Consider the following 21,701-nt stretch of genomic DNA (forward strand, 5'->3'; position numbering starts at 1 on the left):
CGGTCATCGATAGAGAAGGACAGGAAAATGCTCAACAAAGATATCCAGCTGCCCTACGGCGCCGTCTATTTCCGCAAGTCCAACCCGCCCCGCGAAGATTGGGAACGCGACTACGCCACCGCCGGGCAAGACGGCCTCAACATCTTCCGCCACTGGTTCATGTGGAGCGCGATCGAAACCGCCCCCGGCGTCTACGATTGGGAGGACTATGACCGCCAGATGGATCTTGCCGCCGCAAACGGCATCAAGACCGTTATCGCCGAGTTGATCCATGCCGTGCCGGACTGGGCGGTGCGCAAATATGCTCATGCATTGCAGGTCAATGCCGACGGCACCAAACTCGGTTCCTATATGGGCGTGTCGTCGGCAACTGGCGGCTTCTCCAACAATGGCGGCGGCGCCGGCGCCCTGACGCTGAACTGCCCCGAAGTGAAGGAAGCGGCGGGAAAATTCCTGACCGCGCTCGCCACCCGCTACAAGGATCATCCGGCGATCTATGGCTATGACGTCTGGAACGAGTGCAACTATTCCGCCGATGTCGATTACAGCCCCTATGCCAAATCAGCCTTTCGCAAATGGCTGGAGAAGAAATACGGCAGCCTGAAGGTCCTGGCGAAAGCCTGGTACCGCTACAGCTATGCCGAATGGGACGATATCGAGCCGCCGGTGCACATGGCGCCGTACCCCGAATGCATCGACTGGCTGCAGTTCAAGCGCGACAATTTCTACGACCAGATGCAGTGGCGCATCGACACGATCCGCGCCGTCGACCAGAAGAACACCATCGTTGCCCACGGCATATCGGGCGCAATTCCCAACATGGCGGCCAATGGCTGCGACGACTGGCTCGCCGCCTCCAAGGTCGAGGTCTACGGCTTCACCTGGATCCAGGCTCGCAAGGGGTCGGAAGCCTGGAAAAACTGGTATGGCGTCGACATCAACCGCGCCGCCGCCCGCGGCAAGCCGTTCTGGCATGCCGAACGCCAGGGCGGCCCGCTCTGGCTGCAGCCGCAGGTGATCGGCCGCGACAGGGAGGATGGCCGCGTCGTCGCTCCCGAGGATATCCGCCTCTGGAGCATGACCTCGCTTGCCGGCGGCGCCAGCGGCGTGATCAATCTGCGCTGGCGCCCGCTGCTCGATGGCCCGCTCTTCGGCGCTTTCGGCTCCTACGGCATGGACGGCTCGCGCACGCCGCGCTCCGACATGGCAAGCGCCATGGCGAAATGGGCAAATGACAAGGCGCAAGCTCCCCTCTGGGAGGCAAAGCCCTTGCGCGGCGAGGTCGGCATCCTTGTCGTTCGCGAAACGCAGGAGTTCGATTACCTCCTGAACCACGACCGCAAGGAGAAACCCTATCCCGAAGCCATGTGGGGCGCTTATCGAGCCTTCCTCGAAAACGGCGTGCAGCCGGACTGGGTGCATATCGACGATATCGCGGCCTATGATTTCCTCTATTTCCCCTATCCGATCATGTTCACATCAGAGCAGGCGAAACGCCTGAAAGCCTGGGTCGAAAATGGCGGCACGCTGATTGCCGAAGCATGCCCAGGCTATTTCGGCGATCGCGGCCATGTCGGCACCGTTCAGCCGAACATGGGCCTCGACGAGGTTTTTGGCGCGCGAGAGGAAGAGGTCGAGTTCATGCCCGATATCGGCGACCGCATCCATTTCGATCTCGACGGCGCCGCCGTCGACGGCGGCGGCTTCCTGCAGTCTTATCGGCTGGCCGGCGGAACGGGACGCGGCCACTTCACCGACGGCCGTCTTGCCGTCGTCGAAAATGCCTATGGAAAGGGCCGCACGCTGCTCATCGGCACCAATCCTTCCGTTGCCTATTACCGCACGCAGGGGAAGGCGAATGGCGCTTTCTTCGCTGAGCTATTGAGATGGAGCGGGAAGAAGCGCCACGTGACGCTGTCGAATGCCGCACTCTTCGCCCGTATCCACAAGGGGGAAAAGGGTAGCTTCCTCTGGCTCGTCAATCCGACGAGAACGGCGCAGAAGACCGAGCTGACGCTAGCCGAAGGAGCCCTTGCGCAAAGCCAGGCAGTCTGGCCGATCGACCATATCGGCAATAGTGGCATCGAGGTGCCGCCGCGCGATGTGCTGATCCTGCCGCTCGATAGCTGAAATTTCAGGATGCGGATGAACTGGCGCCTTCGGCAAAGGCTTCAAGCTCGGGGTCGAAGTCGACCTCGACGACATTGTTGAAGACGGCGGTGGCCAGCATGATGCCGGCAAAGGCGACGAGATCGACGAGCACCTTGGTCTCGTAGCGCTCTTTCAGCTTTGCCCAGAGTTCGGCGGGAACAGCATTGGAATCGGCGACGATCGCCTTGCCGAAGGCGTCGAGCAGCGCTTCCTCGTCGGAAAACTCCAGCGCATCGGGATTGAAACCCTTGTTGATCAGCGCCCGGCGAAAGAAGGTGATAGCGATCTTCGATTTCGCCGCCTTCGAGATCGCATGCGAGAAGATCCAGATCGCCCGGTCGCTGACGGCAGGATCGAGCTCGGCCCGCAGCGTGAACCACTCGGCATAGATGCGGTGGGCGGCCGGCGAATGCAGCAGCGTCCGCTTCATGTTGGTCATGCGCCCGCGTAGCCTGACTTCTTCGTCATGCGCCGCACGAACCTCTTCCGAAGCACTGTCGTAGTCGATCTGCGGGACATGGCTCATCGGGATCCGTTCTTTCCTTAGGCACACAGAAGCTATCGGTGCGGAGATGTCGTGTGGCTGCGCAACGGCAAATCCGCTTGGCCACCGCCCGGCTCCCGCTTAGACTGACGAAATCGAAAGTGGAGGCAAGGCATGGGCGACGACCACGAGCATCATCATGTCGACTGGCGGGAACATGGCGTCAAGGTCATTCCCGGCAATTCGCTCGATCCGAACACCGCACAGACGCCGGGCATGAATCGCGCGACCGCGATCAACAATGCGCGCGCCGGTGCCGAAAAGATCTGGGCCGGCACGGTGACGATCCATGCCAACGCCAAGACCGGCGCCCATCACCACGGCGATCTCGAAAGCATCATCTACGTGGTCAAGGGCAAGGCCCGCATGCGCTGGGGCGAGCATTTGGAATATACCGCCGAGGCCGGCCCAGGCGACTTCATCTATGTTCCGCCCTATGTGCCGCATCAAGAGATCAACGCCAGCCGGGACGAGACGCTGGAATGCGTTCTCGTCCGCTCAGGCCAGGAACCGGTCGTCGTCAATCTCGACATCGAGCCAGTCGAAAAGCCGGAAGACGTCCCGTGGATCGACCCGATCCACCGTTAGAGCAATTCGCCTTCGAGCAAGCGGCTGACACCCTCAGCCGCCGAACGCTCTGCAAGGCCCATCGAAGACTGCTTTAGGCGTGAACGGCACCTGCACCTGCTGTAACCGGGTTCTCGATGATCCGGCCGGTATCGGCGGCATAGAGGTGGATCTGGTCGTAATCGATCGCGATGCCGATCGGGTCGCCCGACTTAACCTTCACCGCTTCGGTCAGCGCCACGGCAAAGGGCAGCCCATCGAAATCGGCGTGGACGATGCGGCTTGCGCCGAGCTCTTCGATGAAATCGGCCGTTGCGGTGAGGGCTCCGGGCGCATCCGGGGCCACCAGCCGGGCCGCTTCGGCGCGCATGCCGAGCACGACACGTTTGCCTTTCAGCGGCGCGGCGCGCTCGCGCGGCAGCGCGACCTTGCGGCTTTGATCGTAGACGAAGACGCCTTCGTCATTGATCGTGCCCTCGAGCAGGTTCATCGCCGGCGTGCCGACGAAGCCCGCGACGAAGCGCGAAACCGGATGATGATAGACCTCTTCCGGCGTGCCGACCTGCTCCACCCTGCCGCCGTTCATCACCACCAGCCGGTCGGCCAGCGTCATCGCCTCGGTCTGGTCATGCGTGACGAAGATCGAAGTGGCGCCGAGGCGGCGGTGCAGACGGCGGATTTCGGCGCGCATGGCGATACGCAGCTTGGCGTCGAGGTTCGACAACGGCTCGTCGAAGAGAAACACCTTCGGTTCGCGGATCATCGCGCGGCCCATGGCGACGCGCTGGCGCTGACCGCCGGAAAGAGCGGCGGGCCGGCGTTCGAGGAAGGGTTCGAGGCTGAGCGCCTTGGCGACCTCGCCAATGCGCCGCTGACGCTCCGCCTTCGAGACGCCGGCCACCTTCAATGCGTAGCCGATATTCTCGGCAACGCTCATATGCGGATAAAGCGCATAGTTCTGGAACACCATGGCGCAGCCGCGCTCGCGCGGCTCCAACTGGTTGACGACGCGCCCGTCAATAGCGATTTCACCGCCGGTGATTTCCTCGAGACCGGCGATCATGCGCAGCAGCGTGGACTTGCCGCAGCCGGATGGCCCGAGAATGACGATGAACTCGCCCGACTGGATGTCGAGATCGACGCCGTGAACGACGGGGGTTTTGCCGTAGTTTTTCTTCACGCCACGAATGGAGATCGGTGCCAAGGGAGTACTCCTTCACTTCTCGGTGGAGATAAGGCCGCGTACGAACCAGCGCTGCATCAGAATGACGAGGATCAATGGCGGCGACATGATGATCAGGGTTCCGGCCATGGCGACGTTCCAGTCGGGCAGGCCGAATTCGGACGGGATGAGGGTCTTGAGCTGCGTCACGGCGATGCCGAAATTCGGATCGGTGGTGATCAGCAGCGGCCAGAGATACTGGTTCCAGGCCCAGACGAACATGATGGTGAAGAGCGCGATCATATTTGGCCGCGAGAGCGGCAGCAGAATGTCCCAGAAGAACCGGACCGGGCCCGATCCGTCCATCTTCGAGGCCTCGGCCAGCTCGTCGGGAACCGTCAGGTAGAACTGCCGGTAGAGGAAGGTGCCGGTCGCGGTTGCGACCAGCGGCAGAACGAGACCGGGATAGGAATTCAGCAGGCCCCATTCGAGCTTGATCTGGACGCCGGTGATCAGCGCAACGAGCCAGCTTATGCCGGTAACGTCTAGGATCGTCTGGAAAGGCTGCAGCGCGTTGGCCGCAATCGAATAGGTCGGCACGATGCGGACTTCCAGCGGCAGCATCAACGTGATGAAGATGATCCAGAAAATCACATACCGGCCGCGGAAGCGGAAGTAGACGATCGAGAAGGCTGCCATCGAAGACAGCATGACCTTGCCGGCGCCGACGGTTGCGGCGAAGATGATGCTGTGGAACAGCTTGTTGCCGAGATCGGCGCGAACCCAGGCTGTCTCAGCGTTTTCCCAGAAATGCGAGCCTGGAACCAGCGGCAGCGGCACGCGATTGACCGTCTCCAGATCAAGCGTCGAGGCGATGATGACAATGGCGAAAGGCAGAAGCGCGATCACCATGCCGAGCGCGAGAAGGCTATAGCAGATGAAGTTGAATATCGGCGTGCGTTCGATCATGTCCGCAACCTCACTTGTAGTGCACGCGCCGCTCGATGAAGCGGAACTGGAAGACGGTGAGCAGGACAACGAGCACCATCAGGATGATGGACTGCGCTGCGGCGCCCGAATAGTCGAGGCCTCTGAAGCCGTCGAAATAGATCTTGTAGACCATGAGTTCGGTGGCGCGCGCCGGGCCGCCCTGCGTCATAACGTCGACGATACCGAAGGAATCCTGGAAACTCTCGGTGATGTTGATGACGAGCAGGAAGAACAGCGTCGGTGTCAGCAGGGGCAGCTGGATATCCCAGATCCGGCGCATCGGCCCCGAACCGTCCATTGCGGCGGCCTCAATCAGCGAGCGCGGAATGCCTTGCAGCGCCGAGAGGAAGAAGATGAAATTGTAGCCGATATATTTCCAGGAGAAGGCGACGATGACGGCGATCATCGCGTCCTTGCCGTCGAGCGCGGGATTCCAGAGGCCGGGCCAGACGTGGTTGATAACAGACAGAAGGCCGGCCTCCGGCGCCAGGATGAAGCGGAAGGCGAGGCCGAGAGCGGGAGCGGCAATTGCGTAAGGCCAGATGAAGACCGACCGGTAGACTTTGTGGCCGCGCAGTTCACGATCCGTCAAAAGCGCCAGGATGAGGGCCAGCCCCATGGCAATGGCCGTCGAGCTGAAGCCGAAGATCATGCTGCGGGTGATCGAGTCCCAATAGATCGGATCGGTGAGCAGCTGTCTGAAATTGTCGAAACCCACCCAGGCATTACCGCCGCCCCATGGCTGCTCGAGCGTGAACGCCCAATAGAGCGCCTGCGCACTCGGCCAGTAGAAAAAGACGAAAATCAGCAACAGCATCGGAAATGCAAAGAGCAGTCCGATCGTCGTCGACGAGAAAGTGACACGCTTTTCCATGGGTGGTCGTTTTCGGCCTGGTTTGGTTTAGGCGCGGGCGGCGAGTTCGCATCCGCGGCCGACTGAAGAACTTACAAAGACGCACCCGGCGCGCGAACGCGGACCGGGTGCGGCTCATATCAAGCGATCAGGGGAGCTGAACGTTCTTGTAGGTCTGCTGGAAGCGACGCAACAGAGTATTGCCGCGTTCGGCAGCGCTGTCGAGCGAAGCTTGGACATCGGCATTGTTGACGAAGATTGCCTGGAGACCATTGGCGATTTCGGTGCGGACCTGCAGCAGGCCACCAAGGCGGATGCCGTGCGGAGCCGCATCGTCAGCGGGCGATGCGGTCAGGCTCTGAATAGCGAGTTCGCGGCCGGCATAAGGAGCCTTGTCGTAGAAGCCCTGCTTCTTCAGATATTCGAAGCCGGAGTTACGAACTGGGATGTAGCCGGTAACGGTCGACCAGGTGAGAGCTTCTTCCGGCTTTGCGATGAAGTTGAAAAAGGCACCGGCAGCCTTGTATTCGGCGTCGGAATGACCCTTCAGAACCCAGAGCGAAGCGCCGCCGACATAAGAGCTGTGCCGGGTTGCATCGCCGTAGGTCGGGAGCATGGCAACGTCCCAGTTCATGCCTTGCTTGGCGGTGCGGCCAACGTTGCCGTGGTCGCCGACCGAGGTCAGGATGACCTGGCAATCGCCAGCGGCAAAGGCTTCGACGAAGGTCTGGCCGACAGCCTTGTTCTTGATGACGGCAAGCTTGTTGTCGTACCAGGACTTGAGATCCTTGACGTAGCTGACGAGAAGCGGGTTCTTGTTGAACACCAGCTCGGCGTCGAGACCTTCAAAGCCGTTCTTTTTCGTGGCGATCGCTTCGCCGTTGACGGCTTCGAACTGCTCGATGTACTGCCAGACTTCGTTGTTGGAGATGTCGAAGCCGAGCGGGCAAGCATAGCCTGCATCCTTCAGAGCCTTGAGGTCCTCGCCTGCTTCCTTCCAGGTCGCCGGAGCATGATCCTTGCCGATCTTGGCGAAGGCGTCCTTGTTCCAGTAGAGCAGAGCGGTCGAGGAATTGAAGGGGAAGGAGTACATCTCGCCCTTGGATGTCGCGTAGTAGCCGGAGATACCGGAGAAGTAGTCCTTCCAGTCGACGGTGTAGCCCATGTCGGTCATCAGCTTGTTGGCCGGGTAGTAGGCGCCGGAGAGCATGATGTCGAGGGTGCCGGCGTCGGAGACCTGGGCGATGGTCGGCTGCTTGCCGGCGCGGAAGGCAGCGATGGTATTCTGCAGGGACGCGTCGTAGCTGCCCTGGCTGGTGCAGACGACTTCGTAGTCGGCCTGCGATTGGTTGAAGCGATCGCACTGCTCCTGGACACGCTTTGCGATGTCACCGGAATTGCCGAACCAGAAGTCAATCTTGGTCTTATCGGCGGCGGCAGCGGGACCAGCAAGAAACGCTGTAGCGAGAAGGGCGCCGACGGCGCCGAGAAGCTTGGCTTGCATGAGAACCTCGAACGTAAAAGGGACGCGCACTTTCAGCGCACGCCCTATTAGCTGGTTCAAATTGCGTCTTCCAATGAAGATTACATGACATTAAATGATCGAAATCCAGTCGTCATAAAACCTTCATACAATCGTTATTCGCCGACCTCGAGGAAATATTTATAGAAATTTCGTCGATTGCTTCCGAAGTCGGTTAATAAATTACACCTATATTCGAAACAATGGATTCTTAGGGGAGGATTGATATTAATTTATATTACGGCGGAGCGAAGTTATTCGCCTGCTCCGATGCAACGAAACTTGCAAAACGCTGACATTTTGGCCGTTGCACTTGTGTGCAACCTGAGAGTTTAGGCCTCAGGATTGAAGGGAATCCTTCAGGATCGCCGCAAAACGCGGATCGAATGCACGGCTGATCGGTCCGGCGGCAGCACCAAGCGCCACCGACCAGGGATCGGCCATGCCGGGCTGCAGGCGCGGCAGCGTCCGGCCGCGATGTTCGGCGATCGAGGGCAGCAACGGGCCGATTGCCGCAATCAACCTGTTCACCAGCGCCTCCGGCGCGCTGCCGCAGAGGATCACCGTCTGCGGATCGAAAAGCGTCTCAAGGAGATGGATGCTCCAGCGCAGATCCACTGCGGCCGCCTCGACCCAGGCATGGATGCTTTGGTCGCCTCTTAAGGCAAGGTCGTTGATGCGTGCGTGGAGATGAGGATCGGCGGGATCTATCGACAGATGCTGATAGAGCGAGGCGAGCGAGGCGCGATGTTCGAGCGGCGTCGATTTGCCGTCGGCAAACAGCAGCGCCATGCCGATCTCGCCGGCATTGCCGTTGGTGCCGCGGTAGAGCTCGCCATTCAGAATAAGGCCGGCGCCGATGCCATAGCCGACGAAGAGGCAGACGGCATGGTCGATGCCGTGGGCGGCTCCCACCATACGCTCGGCGGTCGCTGCCGCCGCCGCATCGTTCTGCAGGCCGACATCGAGCCCGGTGCCGGCGGTCAGCGTTTCCAACAACGGAAATTTCTGCCAGGCCTCCATCATCCACGGATCGTCGCCGCTGCCGGCAACCCCGAAAGGCCCGGGCATGGCGGCGCCGAGGCCGACCAGCCGCTTTTCCGACTGCTGGACGATCCCGGCAAGTTTTGACCGCACGCCGGCGACGAGATCGAGGATGACCTTCGTCCCGTTCGACGGACCTCCGGGTGGTAGTCCGGCCTCATCTCGCACGAGAACGCTGCCGACGAGATCGACGGCGACCGCCCGCGTCACATGCCGGTCGATCTGCAGGCCGATTGCAAAGGCGCCTTCGGGCACGAGACGATAGGGTGTCGACGGCTGCCCCCTGCCCCTCCTCACCGCCTCTTGCGAACTGACGAGACCGTCGCGCTCGAGTTCCTCGATGATATTCGACACCGTCTGCTTGGTCAGCCGCGTCGCCCGTGCCAGATCGGCGCGTGAAAGCGCGCCGTTGATCCTCAGGGCATCGATCATGACGCGCCGGTTATGCGCGCTGGTGCCTTCGTGATTGGTGCCGCTCTTGGCCCGGATCGGGCGGCTGTCATTCATGTGCAATTCCCTCTTGACTCCAATAGAATGTTGAAGAAGTAATAAGTCAAGACACTTGACTTAATGAGGAACCGGAGAGTTCCAGGGAACGCAGGAGGCGGGCAACGGCTCCGACGACGCTCCGAGACGACGAACCGGCACGCTTTCCGCGCGTGCCCTCTCGAACACCGATGGCGGAGGACCGCCCTCGGCAATGCGTAAATGTCAAAAACTGGAGGCTGCAATGCTGAATTCCTTTAACAAGACGCTTCTGGGTGCGGCCTTGATCGGCGTGTCCCTTGCGCCGCACGCTTTCGCCGAAACAACGCTGAACGCGCTTTTCATGGCGCAAGCTGCCTATAGCGAGGCCGATGTGCGCGCTATGACCGACGCCTTCGCCAAGGCGAACCCCGACATCAAGGTCAATCTCGAATTCGTCCCCTATGAAGGCCTGCACGACAAGACGGTGCTGGCGCAGGGTTCCGGCGGCGGTTATGACGTCGTCCTCTTCGACGTTATCTGGCCGGCCGAATACGCCACCAATAAGGTTCTTGTCGACGTCTCCTCGCGCGTCACCGACGAGATGAAAAAGGGCGTGCTGCCGGGTGCCTGGACCACCGTGCAATATGACGGCAAATATTACGGCATGCCGTGGATCCTCGACACCAAATACCTGTTCTATAACAAGGAAATCCTCGAAAAGGCCGGCATCAAGGCGCCACCCAAGACCTGGGACGAACTGACCGAGCAGGCAAAGACGATCAAGGACAAGGGCCTGCTCGCCACGCCGATCGCCTGGAGCTGGTCGCAGGCCGAAGCCGCGATCTGCGACTACACCACGCTCGTCAGCGCCTATGGCGGCGATTTCCTGAAGGACGGCAAGCCGGCCTTCCAGACCGGCGGCGGCCTCGATGCGCTGAAATACATGGTTTCCAGCTATTCCTCCGGCCTCACCAATCCGAACTCCAAGGAATTCCTCGAAGAGGACGTCCGCAAGGTCTTCGAAAACGGCGATGCCGCCTTCGCGCTGAACTGGACCTACATGTACAACATGGCCAACAATCCGAAGGACAGCAAGGTCGCAGGCAAGGTCGGCGTCGTGCCGGCGCCGGGTATTACAGGCAAGAGCGAGGCTTCTGCCGTCAACGGCTCGATGGGTCTCGGCATCACCTCGGCCAGCCAGCATCCTGATGAGGCCTGGAAATACATCACCTTCATGACCTCGCAGGCAACGCAGAATGCCTATGCCAAGCTCAGCCTGCCGATCTGGGCGTCCTCCTATGAGGATCCGGCCGTCACCAAGGGCCAGGAAGAGCTGATCTCGGCTGCCAAGGTCGGCCTTGCCGCCATGTATCCGCGCCCGACGACGCCGAAATATCAGGAGCTTTCGACGGCGCTGCAGCAGGCGATCCAGGAAGCGCTGCTTGGCCAGGCCTCGCCCGAGGACGCGCTGAAGTCGGCAGCCGACAATAGCGGCCTCTGAGCAACGCATGAAACCCCGGGCGGCGCCTGCCGTCGCCCGGTCTCCAAAACCTATAATGAAGAAGGGTCGCCTCGATGTCGGGCACTTGGCTGACAACCCGCGCGTGGCTTTTGATGCTGCCGCTTCTCGTGGTCATGATTTCAGTCATTGGCTGGCCTCTGATCGACACCGTCGGCCTCTCCTTCACCGATGCCAAGCTGGTCGGCACGGAAGGAAACTTCGTCGGCATCGACAATTACGCGAAGATGATCTCCGGCTCGAATTTCCAGCGCACGCTTGTTACCACCGCATGGTTCGCGATCGTCTCGGTCGCCGCCGAAATGGTGATCGGCGTTCTGGCAGCCCTGCTGCTGAACCAGCAGTTTCGCGGCCGCACCGCGCTTCGCGCCCTGATGATCCTGCCCTGGGCGCTGCCGACCGTCGTCAACGCCACGCTCTGGCGGCTGATCTACAATCCGGAATATGGCGCGCTGAATGCCGCCTTCACGCAGCTCGGCCTGCTGGAGGCCTACCGCTCCTGGCTCGGCGAGCCGGGCACGGCGCTGGCAGCCCTGATCGTCGCCGACTGCTGGAAGAATTTCCCGCTGGTGGCGCTGATCGCGTTGGCCGCACTCCAGGCCGTGCCGCGCGACATCACCGCCGCCTCGCTGGTCGACGGCGCCGGCGCTTTCGCCCGCTTCCGCTTCGTCATCCTGCCCTATCTCGCCGGTCCATTGATGGTGGCCCTGGTGCTGCGCACGATCGAGGCCTTCAAGGTGTTCGACATCATCTGGGTCATGACCCGCGGCGGCCCGGCCAACAGTACGCGCACGCTGTCGATCCTGGTCTATCAGGAAGCCTTCTCGTTCCAGCGGGCGGGCTCCGGCGCCTCGCTGGCATTGATCGTCACGCTGCTGGTGACGCTGCTTGCTGCCGGCTATGCCGCTCTGGTGCGCAAGACGGCCGGGAGCGCTGCCTGATGGAACGCCAGAGCCCGCTCTTTTCCGCCTTCATATATGTCTGCGCGCTGCTGCTTGCCGCCGTCATCCTGGCGCCGATCCTGTGGCTGTTCATCATGAGCATCTCACCGGCCGCCGACCTTGCGGCAAAGCCGCTGCGCTGGTGGCCGCAGACGGCGGATTTCTCGCGATACGGCGTGCTGCTCTCGACACTCGAAAACAGCGCCGGCGGCGCCTTCACCGCATCGCTGCGCAACAGTATAGAGGTGGCCGGCATGGCGACGATCGCCGCCATCGCGCTCGCCATTCCAGCCGGCTGGGCCGTGTCACGTACGCCTTCTGTGGGATGGTCGTTGTCGATGGTGATCGCCACCTACATGCTGCCGCCGGTGGCGCTCGCCGTGCCGCTTTACATGGGCCTTTCCAATCTCGGCATGCTGAACAACGTCTTCGGACTCGCCCTCGTCTATTTGACGATTCTCGCCCCCTTCACCACCTGGCTGATGAAGTCGGGCTTCGATTCCATTCCACGTGAGATCGAATCCGCCGCGATGATCGACGGTGCCGGCCTGTTCCAGACGCTGAGGATCATCACGCTGCCGCTCGCCGCGCCGGTGGTCGCGACATCCAGCCTCTTTGCATTCCTGCTGGCTTGGGATGAATTCTTCTATGCGCTGCTCTTCACCTCGGACCAGCGCGCCAAGACGCTGACCGTGGCCATTGCCGATCTCGCCGGCGGCCGCGTTTCCGACTACGGACTGATCGCGACGGCAGGCGTACTCGCCGCCCTGCCCCCAGTGCTGATCGGTCTCGTCATGCAACGGGCCCTTATTTCGGGGCTCACCAGCGGCGGCGTCAAGGGATGAACATGACAGAAGAAAGAACCCGGCCGGCCGGACTTGCCGCGATCGATCGCGAAATGGCGCGCCAGCATGCCGATGCGATCGCCTCCTATGAAGCGGCCCAGCCGATGGCCGTCAGGGCCGCCTCTTCGCTGAAAAAGACCGGCAGGCTGCTGCTCATCGGCATGGGCGGTTCGCATGCCGTCAACCGCGCCGTCGAGCCGCTCTACCGCGCGCTCGGCATCGATGCCGTCGCCTCGCCGCTGTCCGAACAGCTCGGCCAGCCGCTGCCGATCATCGGCCGGACGATCTTCGTCACGTCGCAATCCGGCGAAAGCGCCGAGGTCGTGCGTTGGTTCAGCGAGACCGGCGGCACGGAGGAGACTTTCGGCCTGACACTCGAAGGCAATTCCTTCCTCGCAAGAACCGCCCCGTCGCTGGTCGGTGCCGGCGGCACAGAGCTTGCCTTCGCCGCGACCCGCAGCCTGACGGTGACCTTCGCCCTGCATCTGGCAATCCTTTCCGCCCTCGGCGAAGATCCTGACACCGCACTTGCCGCCCTCAAGGCGCCGGAAGATCATGACATCGCCGCCGCTCTCTCGGCGCTCGAAAACGTCGCGACCATTGTCACGTCAGGCCGCCGGCTGCAGGGTATCGCCGAGGCGCTCGCGCTCGGATTGACCGAGCTGTCGCGCCGTCCCTGCTTCTCGCTCGAAGGCGGCCAGCTGCGCCATGGGCCCATGGAGATGTTGGGGCCGGAAATCGGCGTCGTGCTGTTCCGCGGCTTGGACGAGACAGCTGGCCTGGTGACGGCAATGGCGACATCCGCCATCGAGACCGGCGCCCCGGTCATCCTGTTCGACGCCTCGGGCGAAGCGCCGGTCGCCGGCGCGGTGACGATCCGCTTTGCGCCTGCAACCGGTCTTGCCGCGATCTTCGCCATGCTGCCGGTCGCCCAGCGGCTGATGATCGCCTTTGCCGATGCCCGCGTGGAGAATGCCGGAACGCCGGTTCGATCCACCAAAATCACCCGGAGCGAATGAATGCGGCCGCTTGCAGTCATCGGCAACGTCAACGTCGATCTGATCCTTGGCCCGGCCGCCCCCTGGCCGAAGGCCGGGACGGAAATCATCGTCGACCATGACGAGTTGCGCGTTGGCGGAGCCGCCGGCAACAGCGCGCTCGCCTGGCAAGCGCTCGGCGTCGAATTCGAGATCGCCGCCAATATCGGCAGTGACCAGTTCGGCCGCTGGCTGAGCGAAGCCTTCGGCCACCGTTCCGACAAGTGGCCGGTACGTCCTGAGAAAACGACGCTCTCCGTCGGCATCACCCATCCGGACGGCGAGCGCACCTTTTTCACGACGAGGGGCCACCTGCCGCGTTTCAGCCTGGCAGACGTTTTCGCCGTCATTGAGGGCGCAAGACTGCAGGGCGGCTACGCGCTTCTCTGCGGCTCGTTCCTGACCGACGATCTGACAGAAGAATACGGCAAGTTCTTCGACTGGGCCGACAGCCATGGCATTACCGTCGCGCTCGATACCGGCTGGCCACTCGACGGCTGGACCGACGAGAATTGCGCAGCGACACGCGCCTGGCTCTCCCGCAGCGGTGTCGCGCTGCTGAACGAGGTCGAATCGACGACGCTTGCCGGCATCGCCGATCCGATCGAGGCCGCGCGTCACATCAAATCGCCTATGCCGGCGGGTGCGATCGTTGTCGTCAAACGCGGCCCGGACGGCGCTCTCGCGATTGGGCCGGACGGCAGTTTGGTTTCGGTGGCAGCGCCCGTTGTCGACGTCGTCGATACGATCGGCGCCGGCGATGTCTTCAACGCCGCCTTTCTCGCCGCGCTCGCAAGCGGTGAGCCGCTGGTTTCCTGCCTGACGGCGGGAACCGAGGTTGCCTCGCGCGCCATCTCCACTCTTCCCCGCAACTATGGCGGCACGACATCTCTTCAGGAGCCCTTGCGATGAGCGCGCTCGAAATTCAAAACATCCGCAAGACCTATGGCGACGTCGAGACGCTGAAGGGCATCGACATCTCGTTGGAAAGCGGGGAGTTCCTGGTGCTGCTCGGCTCCTCCGGTTGCGGCAAGTCCACGCTGCTGAACATCATCGCTGGCCTTGCCGAGGCGACGAGCGGCGATGTCAGGATCGGCGGCCGCTCGGTGCTCGGCGTGCATCCGAAGGACCGTGACATCGCCATGGTCTTTCAATCCTACGCGCTCTATCCCAATCTGACGGTGCACCGGAACATCGGTTTCGGCCTGGAAATGCGCAAGGTGGCAGCACCCGAGCGCGACAAGGCCGTGCGTGATGCCGCAAAGCTCCTGCAGATCGAAAACCTCCTCGACCGCAAGCCGAGTCAGCTTTCCGGCGGCCAGCGCCAGCGGGTCGCGATCGGCCGCGCGCTGGTGCGCAAGCCGGAGGTATTCCTCTTCGACGAGCCGCTCTCCAACCTTGACGCCAAGCTGCGCATGGAGATGCGCACCGAGATCAAGCGGCTGCATCAGATGTTGAAGACCACGGTCGTCTATGTCACCCATGACCAGATCGAGGCGATGACGCTGGCAAGCCGCATCGCCGTGATGCGCGACGGCCGCATCGAGCAGCTGGGCACGCCGGAGGAGATCTACAACCATCCGGCAACGCTCTATGTCGCGACCTTCGTCGGCGCGCCGCCGATGAACCTGCTGAAGGCGAGCGCGCGAGACGGTCGCCTGGCGCTTTCCGGCGCCGATGCCAGCCTGCCCCTACCCGCCCTTTTCCGCGAGACGGTCGGAAACGGCCGCGAGCTTATCCTCGGCATTCGCCCCGAGGCGCTTCGCACGGACGGCGCCGGCCCGTCGATCGAGGCAACCCTTGAGGTCGCAGAGCTGACCGGCCCGGAACTCGTCGTCACCGCCCTTGCGGGAAATCAGCGCCTGATGGCCTGCCTGCCGCCACGCACGCCGATCCGCGACAACGAAAAGCTCACCCTCTTTTTCGACGAGGAGGCAATGCATCTCTTCGACCCGGAAACCGGTCTCAGCTGCGGCTGCTAGAGCATGTCGCGGCAAAAGTGTGCTGCGGATTTGGCGACAACGACATGCGTAAAAACAAGGACCTAAAGCGCGAGGAGCGAATCTGAAAGACCGCGACGCGCTTTAGCGATGGAACGGCTATTCCCGTCAGTTGTTCAATTCGCTGCGTCAGTAGGCTTCCGCTGGTACACGTGAATATAGTCGACGAGTAGAATGGAAGGATTCGGCGTTTCATCGATCGGCCAACCCGAGCCGAGTGCCAGGTTCACCAGCGGATAGAACGGCATGTAGAATTCCTTCGGCGTATCGAAGCTCCAGATGAACTGACGGTCGAAGTAGAAGCTCGTCTTGTCGGCTTGGATATCGACGCCGTAGGTGTGATAGTCGCTGTTCAAAATGCCGTCCTGGACCTTTTGCCAATGGCCGCCGGTCGTGTTCTGGCCGCCTTGGCTCTGACGCCAGATATGAAAGCCCATGCTGAATTCGTAGGGCGCGCGTCCATAATATTCCAGGACGTCGATCTCTGCGGTGTATTTCGACCGGTCGAGCCCGATGAGCCAGAAGGCCGGCCAGACGCCCTTGCCCGGCGGCAGCTTCATCCTTGCTTCGAAATAGCCGAACTGCTGCGAGAATCCTTCGCCTTTCGGGTTGACCGACGACAGCAGGCCCGAGCGCCAGGTTCCATCGGCCTCCTTGCGCGCTTCGATCTTCAAAATTCCCTGATCGGTGGTAAACGGAAAGCCGGGGGCCGGATCTGTGAAACGGGCGTCACCGAAATCGCCGTTCCAGGGCGTATGAGCGATCCAGCGGGAGCTTTTTTCTCCCCAGGCCGAGACGTCGAGACTGTCGAAACTCTCCTCGAACGTCAGCCGGTACGCATCGATATTGAGTGGTTCCTGAGCCACGCTGGGTTGGCTGGGTAACGCGCCCAGACCAAGAACGATCAGCAAACCCAGAGCCTTAGAAGATATCCCGTAACGCATTCTGCTCCTCCGAAAACGCCAAATCAATCGTTGGGCTGCACTTGTCTCGATCATGAAATGAGAACTCCGTTTCGTCGCGGCATGAGCCTTTGGACGACGATGGTCTCGATGCCGTCAGGCCTTCCGACAATCTGCCACACGAGCAGCGCGAAGACCCAGAAGATCGCCACTGCCGCCCCGCCGCAAAGCGCCAGGCTGACGATCAGGTTGAGGCCGACAGGCATGGCGGCGAGCATCGGCTCCATCCACAGCAGGAAAGCAATCATCGGCAAGCTCGCGGCCAGAGGCCTTAAAAAGGCGTGCAACTGAGCGGCAAACGTCGCGCCGATCAGCCGCCGCGTGATGATCAGCGATGCGGCATAGGCAACAAGCACCGCCACGATCCGTGCGCCCAGTGCTCCTGCCACTTGAAAATAGACAATGCCCAGGATGGTGACCGGAACCCTGACGGCGAACTCGGCAAACATCCGGAGAGCGAGATAACGGGTTTTGTTGAGCACCATAGCCAATGGCGGCATCATGTTCGTCGGAAGACCGAGCAGACTGCCGATGCACAGCCACTGCAGAATCGGCGCGGCGGATGCCCATTTCTCGCCGACGATGATCCGCACGGCCGGCTCAGCAAGCAAGGCGAGCGCGATGAGGATGGGCGCTGCCACGAAGGTGATCGCGTTCGTCGCCTTCAGATAGGCAGCGATCAGATTACGACGGTCATCGACGGTCGAAAATGCCGCCATCAGCGGACGCAACAATGGCCCGACGAAGGTCTGGTATGGAATAGCGGCGATATTGTCGGCGACGCTGAAGGCGCCGAAAGTCGACAGGCCCGTGAAGCGCGGCAAAAGTAGCCGGTCCAGTTGCCAGTTGATCGAACTCAGCACCTGCGAGACGGTGTTCCAGCTGATCATGTCCTGAAAGTGCTTCCACTCGGAAAGGCTGAATCTCGGTCGCATCGGCGCGAAGATATAGGAGGTGATCGCCGCGGCGGTCGGGCCCGCAACCGCGCCGATCGCCAGTCCCCAATAGCTGCCGGTCGCGACCGCCACCCCGACACCGAACAGCAGTGTCGACCCCTTGGTAATAAGATCGAGTGCGAATTCGCGTTTGAAATCGAACTGCTGCATGAACAGAACCATGCGCGGGCTGATCACGCTGCGCATGGCAGGCGCAATCGAGAGCACGGCGACAAGGGAGAAAAGCCGGGGATCGTCATAGATCAGAGCCATCGGCCAGGAGATGGTCATCATCAGCACGCTGATGGCCACGCCTCGAAGAAGGCTGAGGGTAAGGGCGGTAGCAAACATATCGTCCGAAGGCGACGGCTGGCGCATCAGGGCCTGCGTCAGCGGCAGATCCAGGATTGTCTCGACGATGACTAGAACCGAGGTCGCGATGGCGACAAGGCCGAAATCCGCCGGGCTCAAAAGCCTTGCGAGGATCAGGAGGCTGACGAAATCGAGCAGTCGCGCCAGGAACTTTCCGCTGATAGTCCAGATACTTGCCGTCGCCGTCCTCTGAGATACGCTTGACATGATCTATTTTCTATTCCTCGTCGACGGTTTCGGTCGCAGCGGCAAGACAGGCAGCTCCGTTCCTTGCCCTCAGCCCGCCCGTCTTCTGAAGACCTCGGCGGATCGGTCGCCATGGTCGGTCAGTTGCTGCTCGATCAGGCGGGAGAGGCGGTCGCGGAACACGGCGGAAGAAAATTTCAGCGAGTGCGCGCGGATGGCATGCGGATCGATATCGTCCTCCACCTCTTCGAACGCCGCCATTGTTTCCAATAGAGCTTCCGTGGTCTGCTCAGCAAAGCGAAAGCCGACCTGCGGCGAGCAAACGGTTTCCCTGGCGCCGCCGGCATCGAAAGCCAGGACCGGCCGCCCGGATGCCATGGCTTCCACCGGCAGGATGCCGAAATCCTCCGTGCCCGGAAACAACAGGGCGCGGCATCGCGACAGATGGTCGCGCAGAACGTTGAAGGGCTGATGGCCGAGAAACTGCACGGTCGGTCCGGCAATCGACTTCAGATAGGCCAGTTGTTCTCCCTCGCCGATCACGACCAGCTTTCGGCCGGCCTCGGTACAGGCGCGAACGGCGATGTCCGGCCGCTTGTACGTGGTCAGCTGTCCCGCATAGAGATAGAATTCGCCTTTCCCCTTCCCCACCGCAAAATCGTCGGTCGCAACCGGCGGATGGATGACGATGGATTCCCGGTCGTAGAAGCGGCGGATACGGCTTGCGACATAATCGGAATTGGCAACGAACACATCGACCCGCGAGGAGGTCGTCACGTCCCAGGCGCGCAGCATGGGTGCGGTGATCGACATCAAGGCGCGACCCACCCAGGGCAGACCATGGCGGTAGACATGGAACTGATCCCAGATGTAGCGCATCGGCGAATGGCAGTAGCAGACATGCAGGGCGTCGGCGCGCGTGATGATGCCCTTGGCGGGTCCGGATTCGCTCGACAGCACGAGATCGTAATCCTGCAGATCGAACTGCTCGAGCGCGAAAGGCATCAGCGGCAACATCTTGGTATAATGCCGTTTTGCACCGGGGATCTTCTGCAGGAAGGATGTGCGGATGTTCCGCGTCTTCAGAAAATCGCTGATGCGATCCCGGTTGCAGACGAGGGTGAAGATGTCGGCCTGCGGAAACATGCGGCACAGCTCTTCGACGACCTTCTCGCCACCGCGCATCGAAACGAGCCAATAATGCACGATGGCGACACGAAGCTGCTTGGTATCGCTCGCGCTTCCGGCATCAGTGACACGTCTTTTCGCCATAACTGGCGCATCGCCGAGAAATGGCCTCGCGTCGGGAAGAGAGGTTGTTGCCTTAAGGGTCAACTCAATACTCCTTGTATCGCCACACCGTCTGTCAGGTCGGGAACCGCATTCGTCGAAATCAGGCTGTGGTATTCGCAAAGAAGCGCGTCGCGCCATTCCTCGTGAGTCGACGCAAGATCCGGCGACTTCAGGAAAGCCCGCTCGCTCATGGCGCGGACCTCGTGCCTCGGCATTTGGCTAAATCGCTTCAAAGTATCGGCAAAGGCGCTTTCGTCAGCCGTATCGCAGGCGATCGCCATGCCGGCTCTTTGCATTTCCTCGGCAAGAAAGGCGCTGTGCGACATGATGACCGGTAGCCCGCTCCTGGCCGCTTCGATAGCGACGAGGCCGAATGGCTCGGGATAGCGAGACGGCATCAACAGTGCACGCGCCTTGCGGATGGTCGGGCCGATCTCCGCATGCGACTGCCAGCCGACGGCCCTGACGTGATCTCCCGAAGCCGCAACCAGCGGCATCAGCGGCCCGTCCCCGATCACGCAGAGCCTGACGCCGGCTTTGCGTGTGGCGGCCACGGCGTCCTCTATGCCCTTCTCTTCGTCCAGCCGCCCGATGAAGACGAACTCCTCGTTGGCCTCCGCCTCGATGCGTTTGATGGAGAGCGGAGCGACGGGATTGCGGATCGTCGTCAGTCGTTCGGGCCGATATCCGGCGCCGACGAGGAAGCTTGCCATCTTCTCGTGCAACAGGATGATCCGGCCGAAATCGGCCTGATCCTTCAGCCGCCGGAGGATATTGGAGCCGCGGGCAACCCGCCATAATTTGTGCGAATAACTTCTCTTGTCGCAGGCCGTCGCAATGCAGCCTCCGCCGAGCGGGCGTCGAAGGCAGACTTCCTGCGCCTGATAGTCGAAGAAGGCGCCGTTGGGGCAGGCGGTGAAGAAATCATGCGCGTGCACCACGCATCGTCTGGCGACCGGCATCAACGCCCTGAAAATCGCCGGAGACAGGATCTGGTGCCAGCCATGCACATGATAGACGGTGTTGGCGGTGTCGTTTGCGGCAATCCAGTTCGCGACCATGCGGACGGCGGCGCCATTGTGAATGCCGGTCACGAAAGCCTTCGCACGCTCGGCACTGAGCAGGTCGCGGCTGTTCAGCCCGACCATTAAGACCCCGAGTGCGACGAGCTCCGCATTGGCGGCGTCATCCCCGCAAATATAGGTCACGGGGATGTCGAGGCCCCGAAAAAGCTTGGCGGACAGCACCGCCAGCGCCGTCGCACCGCCTCTGGCCACCGAATAATCGTCGATGATGACCACGCGATCGATCTTTGTCGTGCCGGGGCTGGGAAACCGGCCGACGCTTGCGGCGGATCGAAGGACCTCGGGAAGCGACGGGCGCATCACTTCACCGAAACTGCGCCGTTGGCACAGGCCTCCAGCGCCTTGCGGTTGAGGATGCGGATCTTGCCCTGGCCCCCGTCGATGATCTTGCCTTCCCGCAGGCGCCGCAGGCATTGATTGACCTTCTCGCGGGACGCCGGCAGCGTCGCGGCCAGATCATTTTGCGAGATGATCAGTTCGTCGCCGCTGTTTGCCGGATCTTTTCCATAAACAGTGGAGAGCCGCAGCAGCGTGCTGGCCAGCCTCGATTGCAGGCTCGACGCCGCATTCGCAATGATCCGGAGTTCGAGCTCTGAAATGCGCGCCAGCGCCCTGGAGAAGACTTTTTCGCGAAAGCAGGGATCGCTGGCGTACATGTCACGCAGCAGCCGGCCTTCGAAGAAATGCAGCTCGCAGGCGGAACCGGCACGGTATTCGAGGCTCAACGTCTGCCTGCGCAGAACCTCGAGCTCGCCGATGAGGCCGGATTTCGGAATGATCTCGACGATGAATTCCCGGCCGTCGGGCAGCATCGTGCTTGCGCTGACCACCCCCGAATGAACGCGCGCGAACGTATCGACGAGGACGCCGGCCCCGGCGATGATCTCGCCGCGCCGGAAACGCCGGACGCTCGACCGGCAGGAAAGGAATTCGTCGTCGATGACGATGCGGCTGTTCAGATGAATGCCGCCGTTAGCTGATATCGCCGCCTTGCCGATGCCGGCCCTGCGATCTGATGCGTGTGTCGCCCCATCCATGCGCATAACTCCACTCGATAACCATAGGCAATGCTGCACTGCATCATTTATATTGTCTTAATATGAGAGTCAAATAACATCACGGAGATATGACGTAAAGATAAAGTATATATTTAACTTCAAAACAAAATATACACCATAAAAAGGACAAAAAATCCCAAAGAAGCCAAAAAGCCGCCACGCGATCG

At 61.5% G+C, this 21,701-nt stretch carries 19 protein-coding genes; 8 read left to right on the top strand and 11 right to left on the bottom strand.

Annotated elements, in window-relative coordinates; genetic code table 11:
- Positions 1-27 precede the first annotated feature (27 nt).
- The gene (locus tag RWK44_RS09925) at positions 28-2,130 is read left to right on the top strand and encodes a beta-galactosidase (RefSeq protein WP_316028734.1); all 2,103 of its coding nucleotides are present in this window, start codon (positions 28-30) and stop codon (positions 2,128-2,130) included.
- 4 nt (positions 2,131-2,134) lie between these two features.
- On the opposite strand, the gene RWK44_RS09930 is transcribed toward RWK44_RS09925, so the two are convergent.
- Positions 2,135-2,677, bottom strand: coding sequence for a hypothetical protein (locus RWK44_RS09930; RefSeq protein ID WP_168257763.1), 543 nt, complete (start codon positions 2,675-2,677; stop codon positions 2,135-2,137).
- Positions 2,678-2,809: 132 nt separating this feature from the next.
- Between RWK44_RS09930 and RWK44_RS09935 the strand changes: the two genes are divergently transcribed.
- Positions 2,810-3,283 (top strand): cupin domain-containing protein, encoded by a 474-nt coding sequence (locus tag RWK44_RS09935; protein ID WP_131666164.1) that lies wholly within the window; start codon positions 2,810-2,812, stop codon positions 3,281-3,283.
- Positions 3,284-3,356: 73 nt separating this feature from the next.
- Here the strand turns inward: RWK44_RS09935 and RWK44_RS09940 are convergent, their stop codons facing one another.
- The 5 genes from RWK44_RS09940 to RWK44_RS09960 all read right to left on the bottom strand — a co-directional run bounded on the left by RWK44_RS09940 (position 3,357) and on the right by RWK44_RS09960 (position 9,340).
- Positions 3,357-4,466, bottom strand: a complete 1,110-nt coding sequence (locus RWK44_RS09940) for a sn-glycerol-3-phosphate import ATP-binding protein UgpC (protein WP_168257762.1) — start codon at positions 4,464-4,466, stop codon at positions 3,357-3,359.
- Positions 4,467-4,478: 12 nt separating this feature from the next.
- A complete protein-coding gene (locus RWK44_RS09945) occupies positions 4,479-5,393 on the bottom strand; it encodes an ABC transporter permease subunit (protein ID WP_222062001.1) in 915 nt (304 codons plus the stop codon).
- Between the two features lie 10 nt (positions 5,394-5,403).
- Positions 5,404-6,288, bottom strand: coding sequence for a carbohydrate ABC transporter permease (locus RWK44_RS09950; RefSeq protein WP_168257761.1), 885 nt, complete (start codon positions 6,286-6,288; stop codon positions 5,404-5,406).
- A gap of 127 nt (positions 6,289-6,415) precedes the next feature.
- A complete protein-coding gene (locus tag RWK44_RS09955; protein WP_168257760.1) occupies positions 6,416-7,771 on the bottom strand; it encodes an extracellular solute-binding protein in 1,356 nt (451 codons plus the stop codon).
- A 357-nt stretch (positions 7,772-8,128) separates the two neighbouring features.
- Positions 8,129-9,340 (bottom strand): ROK family transcriptional regulator, encoded by a 1,212-nt coding sequence (locus tag RWK44_RS09960; RefSeq protein ID WP_168257759.1) that lies wholly within the window; start codon positions 9,338-9,340, stop codon positions 8,129-8,131.
- A 223-nt stretch (positions 9,341-9,563) separates the two neighbouring features.
- On the opposite strand from RWK44_RS09960, the gene RWK44_RS09965 reads away from it, so the two are divergent.
- The 6 genes from RWK44_RS09965 (at position 9,564) to RWK44_RS09990 (ending at position 15,625) form a co-directional block, all read left to right on the top strand.
- Positions 9,564-10,802, top strand: a complete 1,239-nt coding sequence (locus tag RWK44_RS09965) for an extracellular solute-binding protein (protein ID WP_222062000.1) — start codon at positions 9,564-9,566, stop codon at positions 10,800-10,802.
- Between the two features lie 74 nt (positions 10,803-10,876).
- Positions 10,877-11,761, top strand: coding sequence for a carbohydrate ABC transporter permease (locus RWK44_RS09970; RefSeq protein WP_131666169.1), 885 nt, complete (start codon positions 10,877-10,879; stop codon positions 11,759-11,761).
- Positions 11,761-12,606, top strand: a complete 846-nt coding sequence (locus tag RWK44_RS09975) for a carbohydrate ABC transporter permease (protein WP_222011768.1) — start codon at positions 11,761-11,763, stop codon at positions 12,604-12,606. The genes RWK44_RS09970 and RWK44_RS09975 overlap by 1 nt, the downstream gene beginning before the upstream one ends.
- Complete coding sequence (locus tag RWK44_RS09980) at positions 12,603-13,625, top strand: SIS domain-containing protein (RefSeq protein ID WP_131666171.1); 1,023 nt, start codon at positions 12,603-12,605, stop codon at positions 13,623-13,625. Before RWK44_RS09975 ends, RWK44_RS09980 begins: the two co-directional genes overlap by 4 nt.
- The gene (locus RWK44_RS09985) at positions 13,626-14,555 is read left to right on the top strand and encodes a PfkB family carbohydrate kinase (RefSeq protein WP_131666172.1); all 930 of its coding nucleotides are present in this window, start codon (positions 13,626-13,628) and stop codon (positions 14,553-14,555) included.
- Positions 14,552-15,625, top strand: a complete 1,074-nt coding sequence (locus tag RWK44_RS09990) for an ABC transporter ATP-binding protein (protein ID WP_316028735.1) — start codon at positions 14,552-14,554, stop codon at positions 15,623-15,625. Before RWK44_RS09985 ends, RWK44_RS09990 begins: the two co-directional genes overlap by 4 nt.
- 134 nt (positions 15,626-15,759) lie before the next feature.
- On the opposite strand, the gene RWK44_RS09995 is transcribed toward RWK44_RS09990, so the two are convergent.
- The 5 genes from RWK44_RS09995 to RWK44_RS10015 all read right to left on the bottom strand — a co-directional run bounded on the left by RWK44_RS09995 (position 15,760) and on the right by RWK44_RS10015 (position 21,513).
- The gene (locus RWK44_RS09995) at positions 15,760-16,587 is read right to left on the bottom strand and encodes a glycoside hydrolase family 16 protein (protein ID WP_316028736.1); all 828 of its coding nucleotides are present in this window, start codon (positions 16,585-16,587) and stop codon (positions 15,760-15,762) included.
- A 50-nt stretch (positions 16,588-16,637) separates the two neighbouring features.
- On the bottom strand, positions 16,638-18,119 hold the full coding sequence (locus RWK44_RS10000; protein WP_316028737.1) for a lipopolysaccharide biosynthesis protein: 1,482 nt from the start codon (positions 18,117-18,119) through the stop codon (positions 16,638-16,640).
- 69 nt (positions 18,120-18,188) lie between these two features.
- A complete protein-coding gene (locus tag RWK44_RS10005) occupies positions 18,189-19,433 on the bottom strand; it encodes a glycosyltransferase family 4 protein (protein ID WP_221943135.1) in 1,245 nt (414 codons plus the stop codon).
- Positions 19,430-20,779, bottom strand: a complete 1,350-nt coding sequence (locus RWK44_RS10010) for a glycosyltransferase family 4 protein (RefSeq protein WP_206105931.1) — start codon at positions 20,777-20,779, stop codon at positions 19,430-19,432. The genes RWK44_RS10005 and RWK44_RS10010 overlap by 4 nt, the downstream gene beginning before the upstream one ends.
- Positions 20,776-21,513 carry a Crp/Fnr family transcriptional regulator gene (locus tag RWK44_RS10015; protein WP_026265410.1) on the bottom strand — a complete coding sequence of 246 codons (738 nt, stop codon included), beginning with the start codon at positions 21,511-21,513 and terminating at the stop codon, positions 20,776-20,778. Before RWK44_RS10015 ends, RWK44_RS10010 begins: the two co-directional genes overlap by 4 nt.
- Positions 21,514-21,701 lie beyond the last annotated feature (188 nt).

The organism is Rhizobium sp. 25PS6, assembly GCF_032464655.1.
Taxonomy (GTDB): Bacteria; Pseudomonadota; Alphaproteobacteria; order Rhizobiales; family Rhizobiaceae; genus Rhizobium; species Rhizobium laguerreae.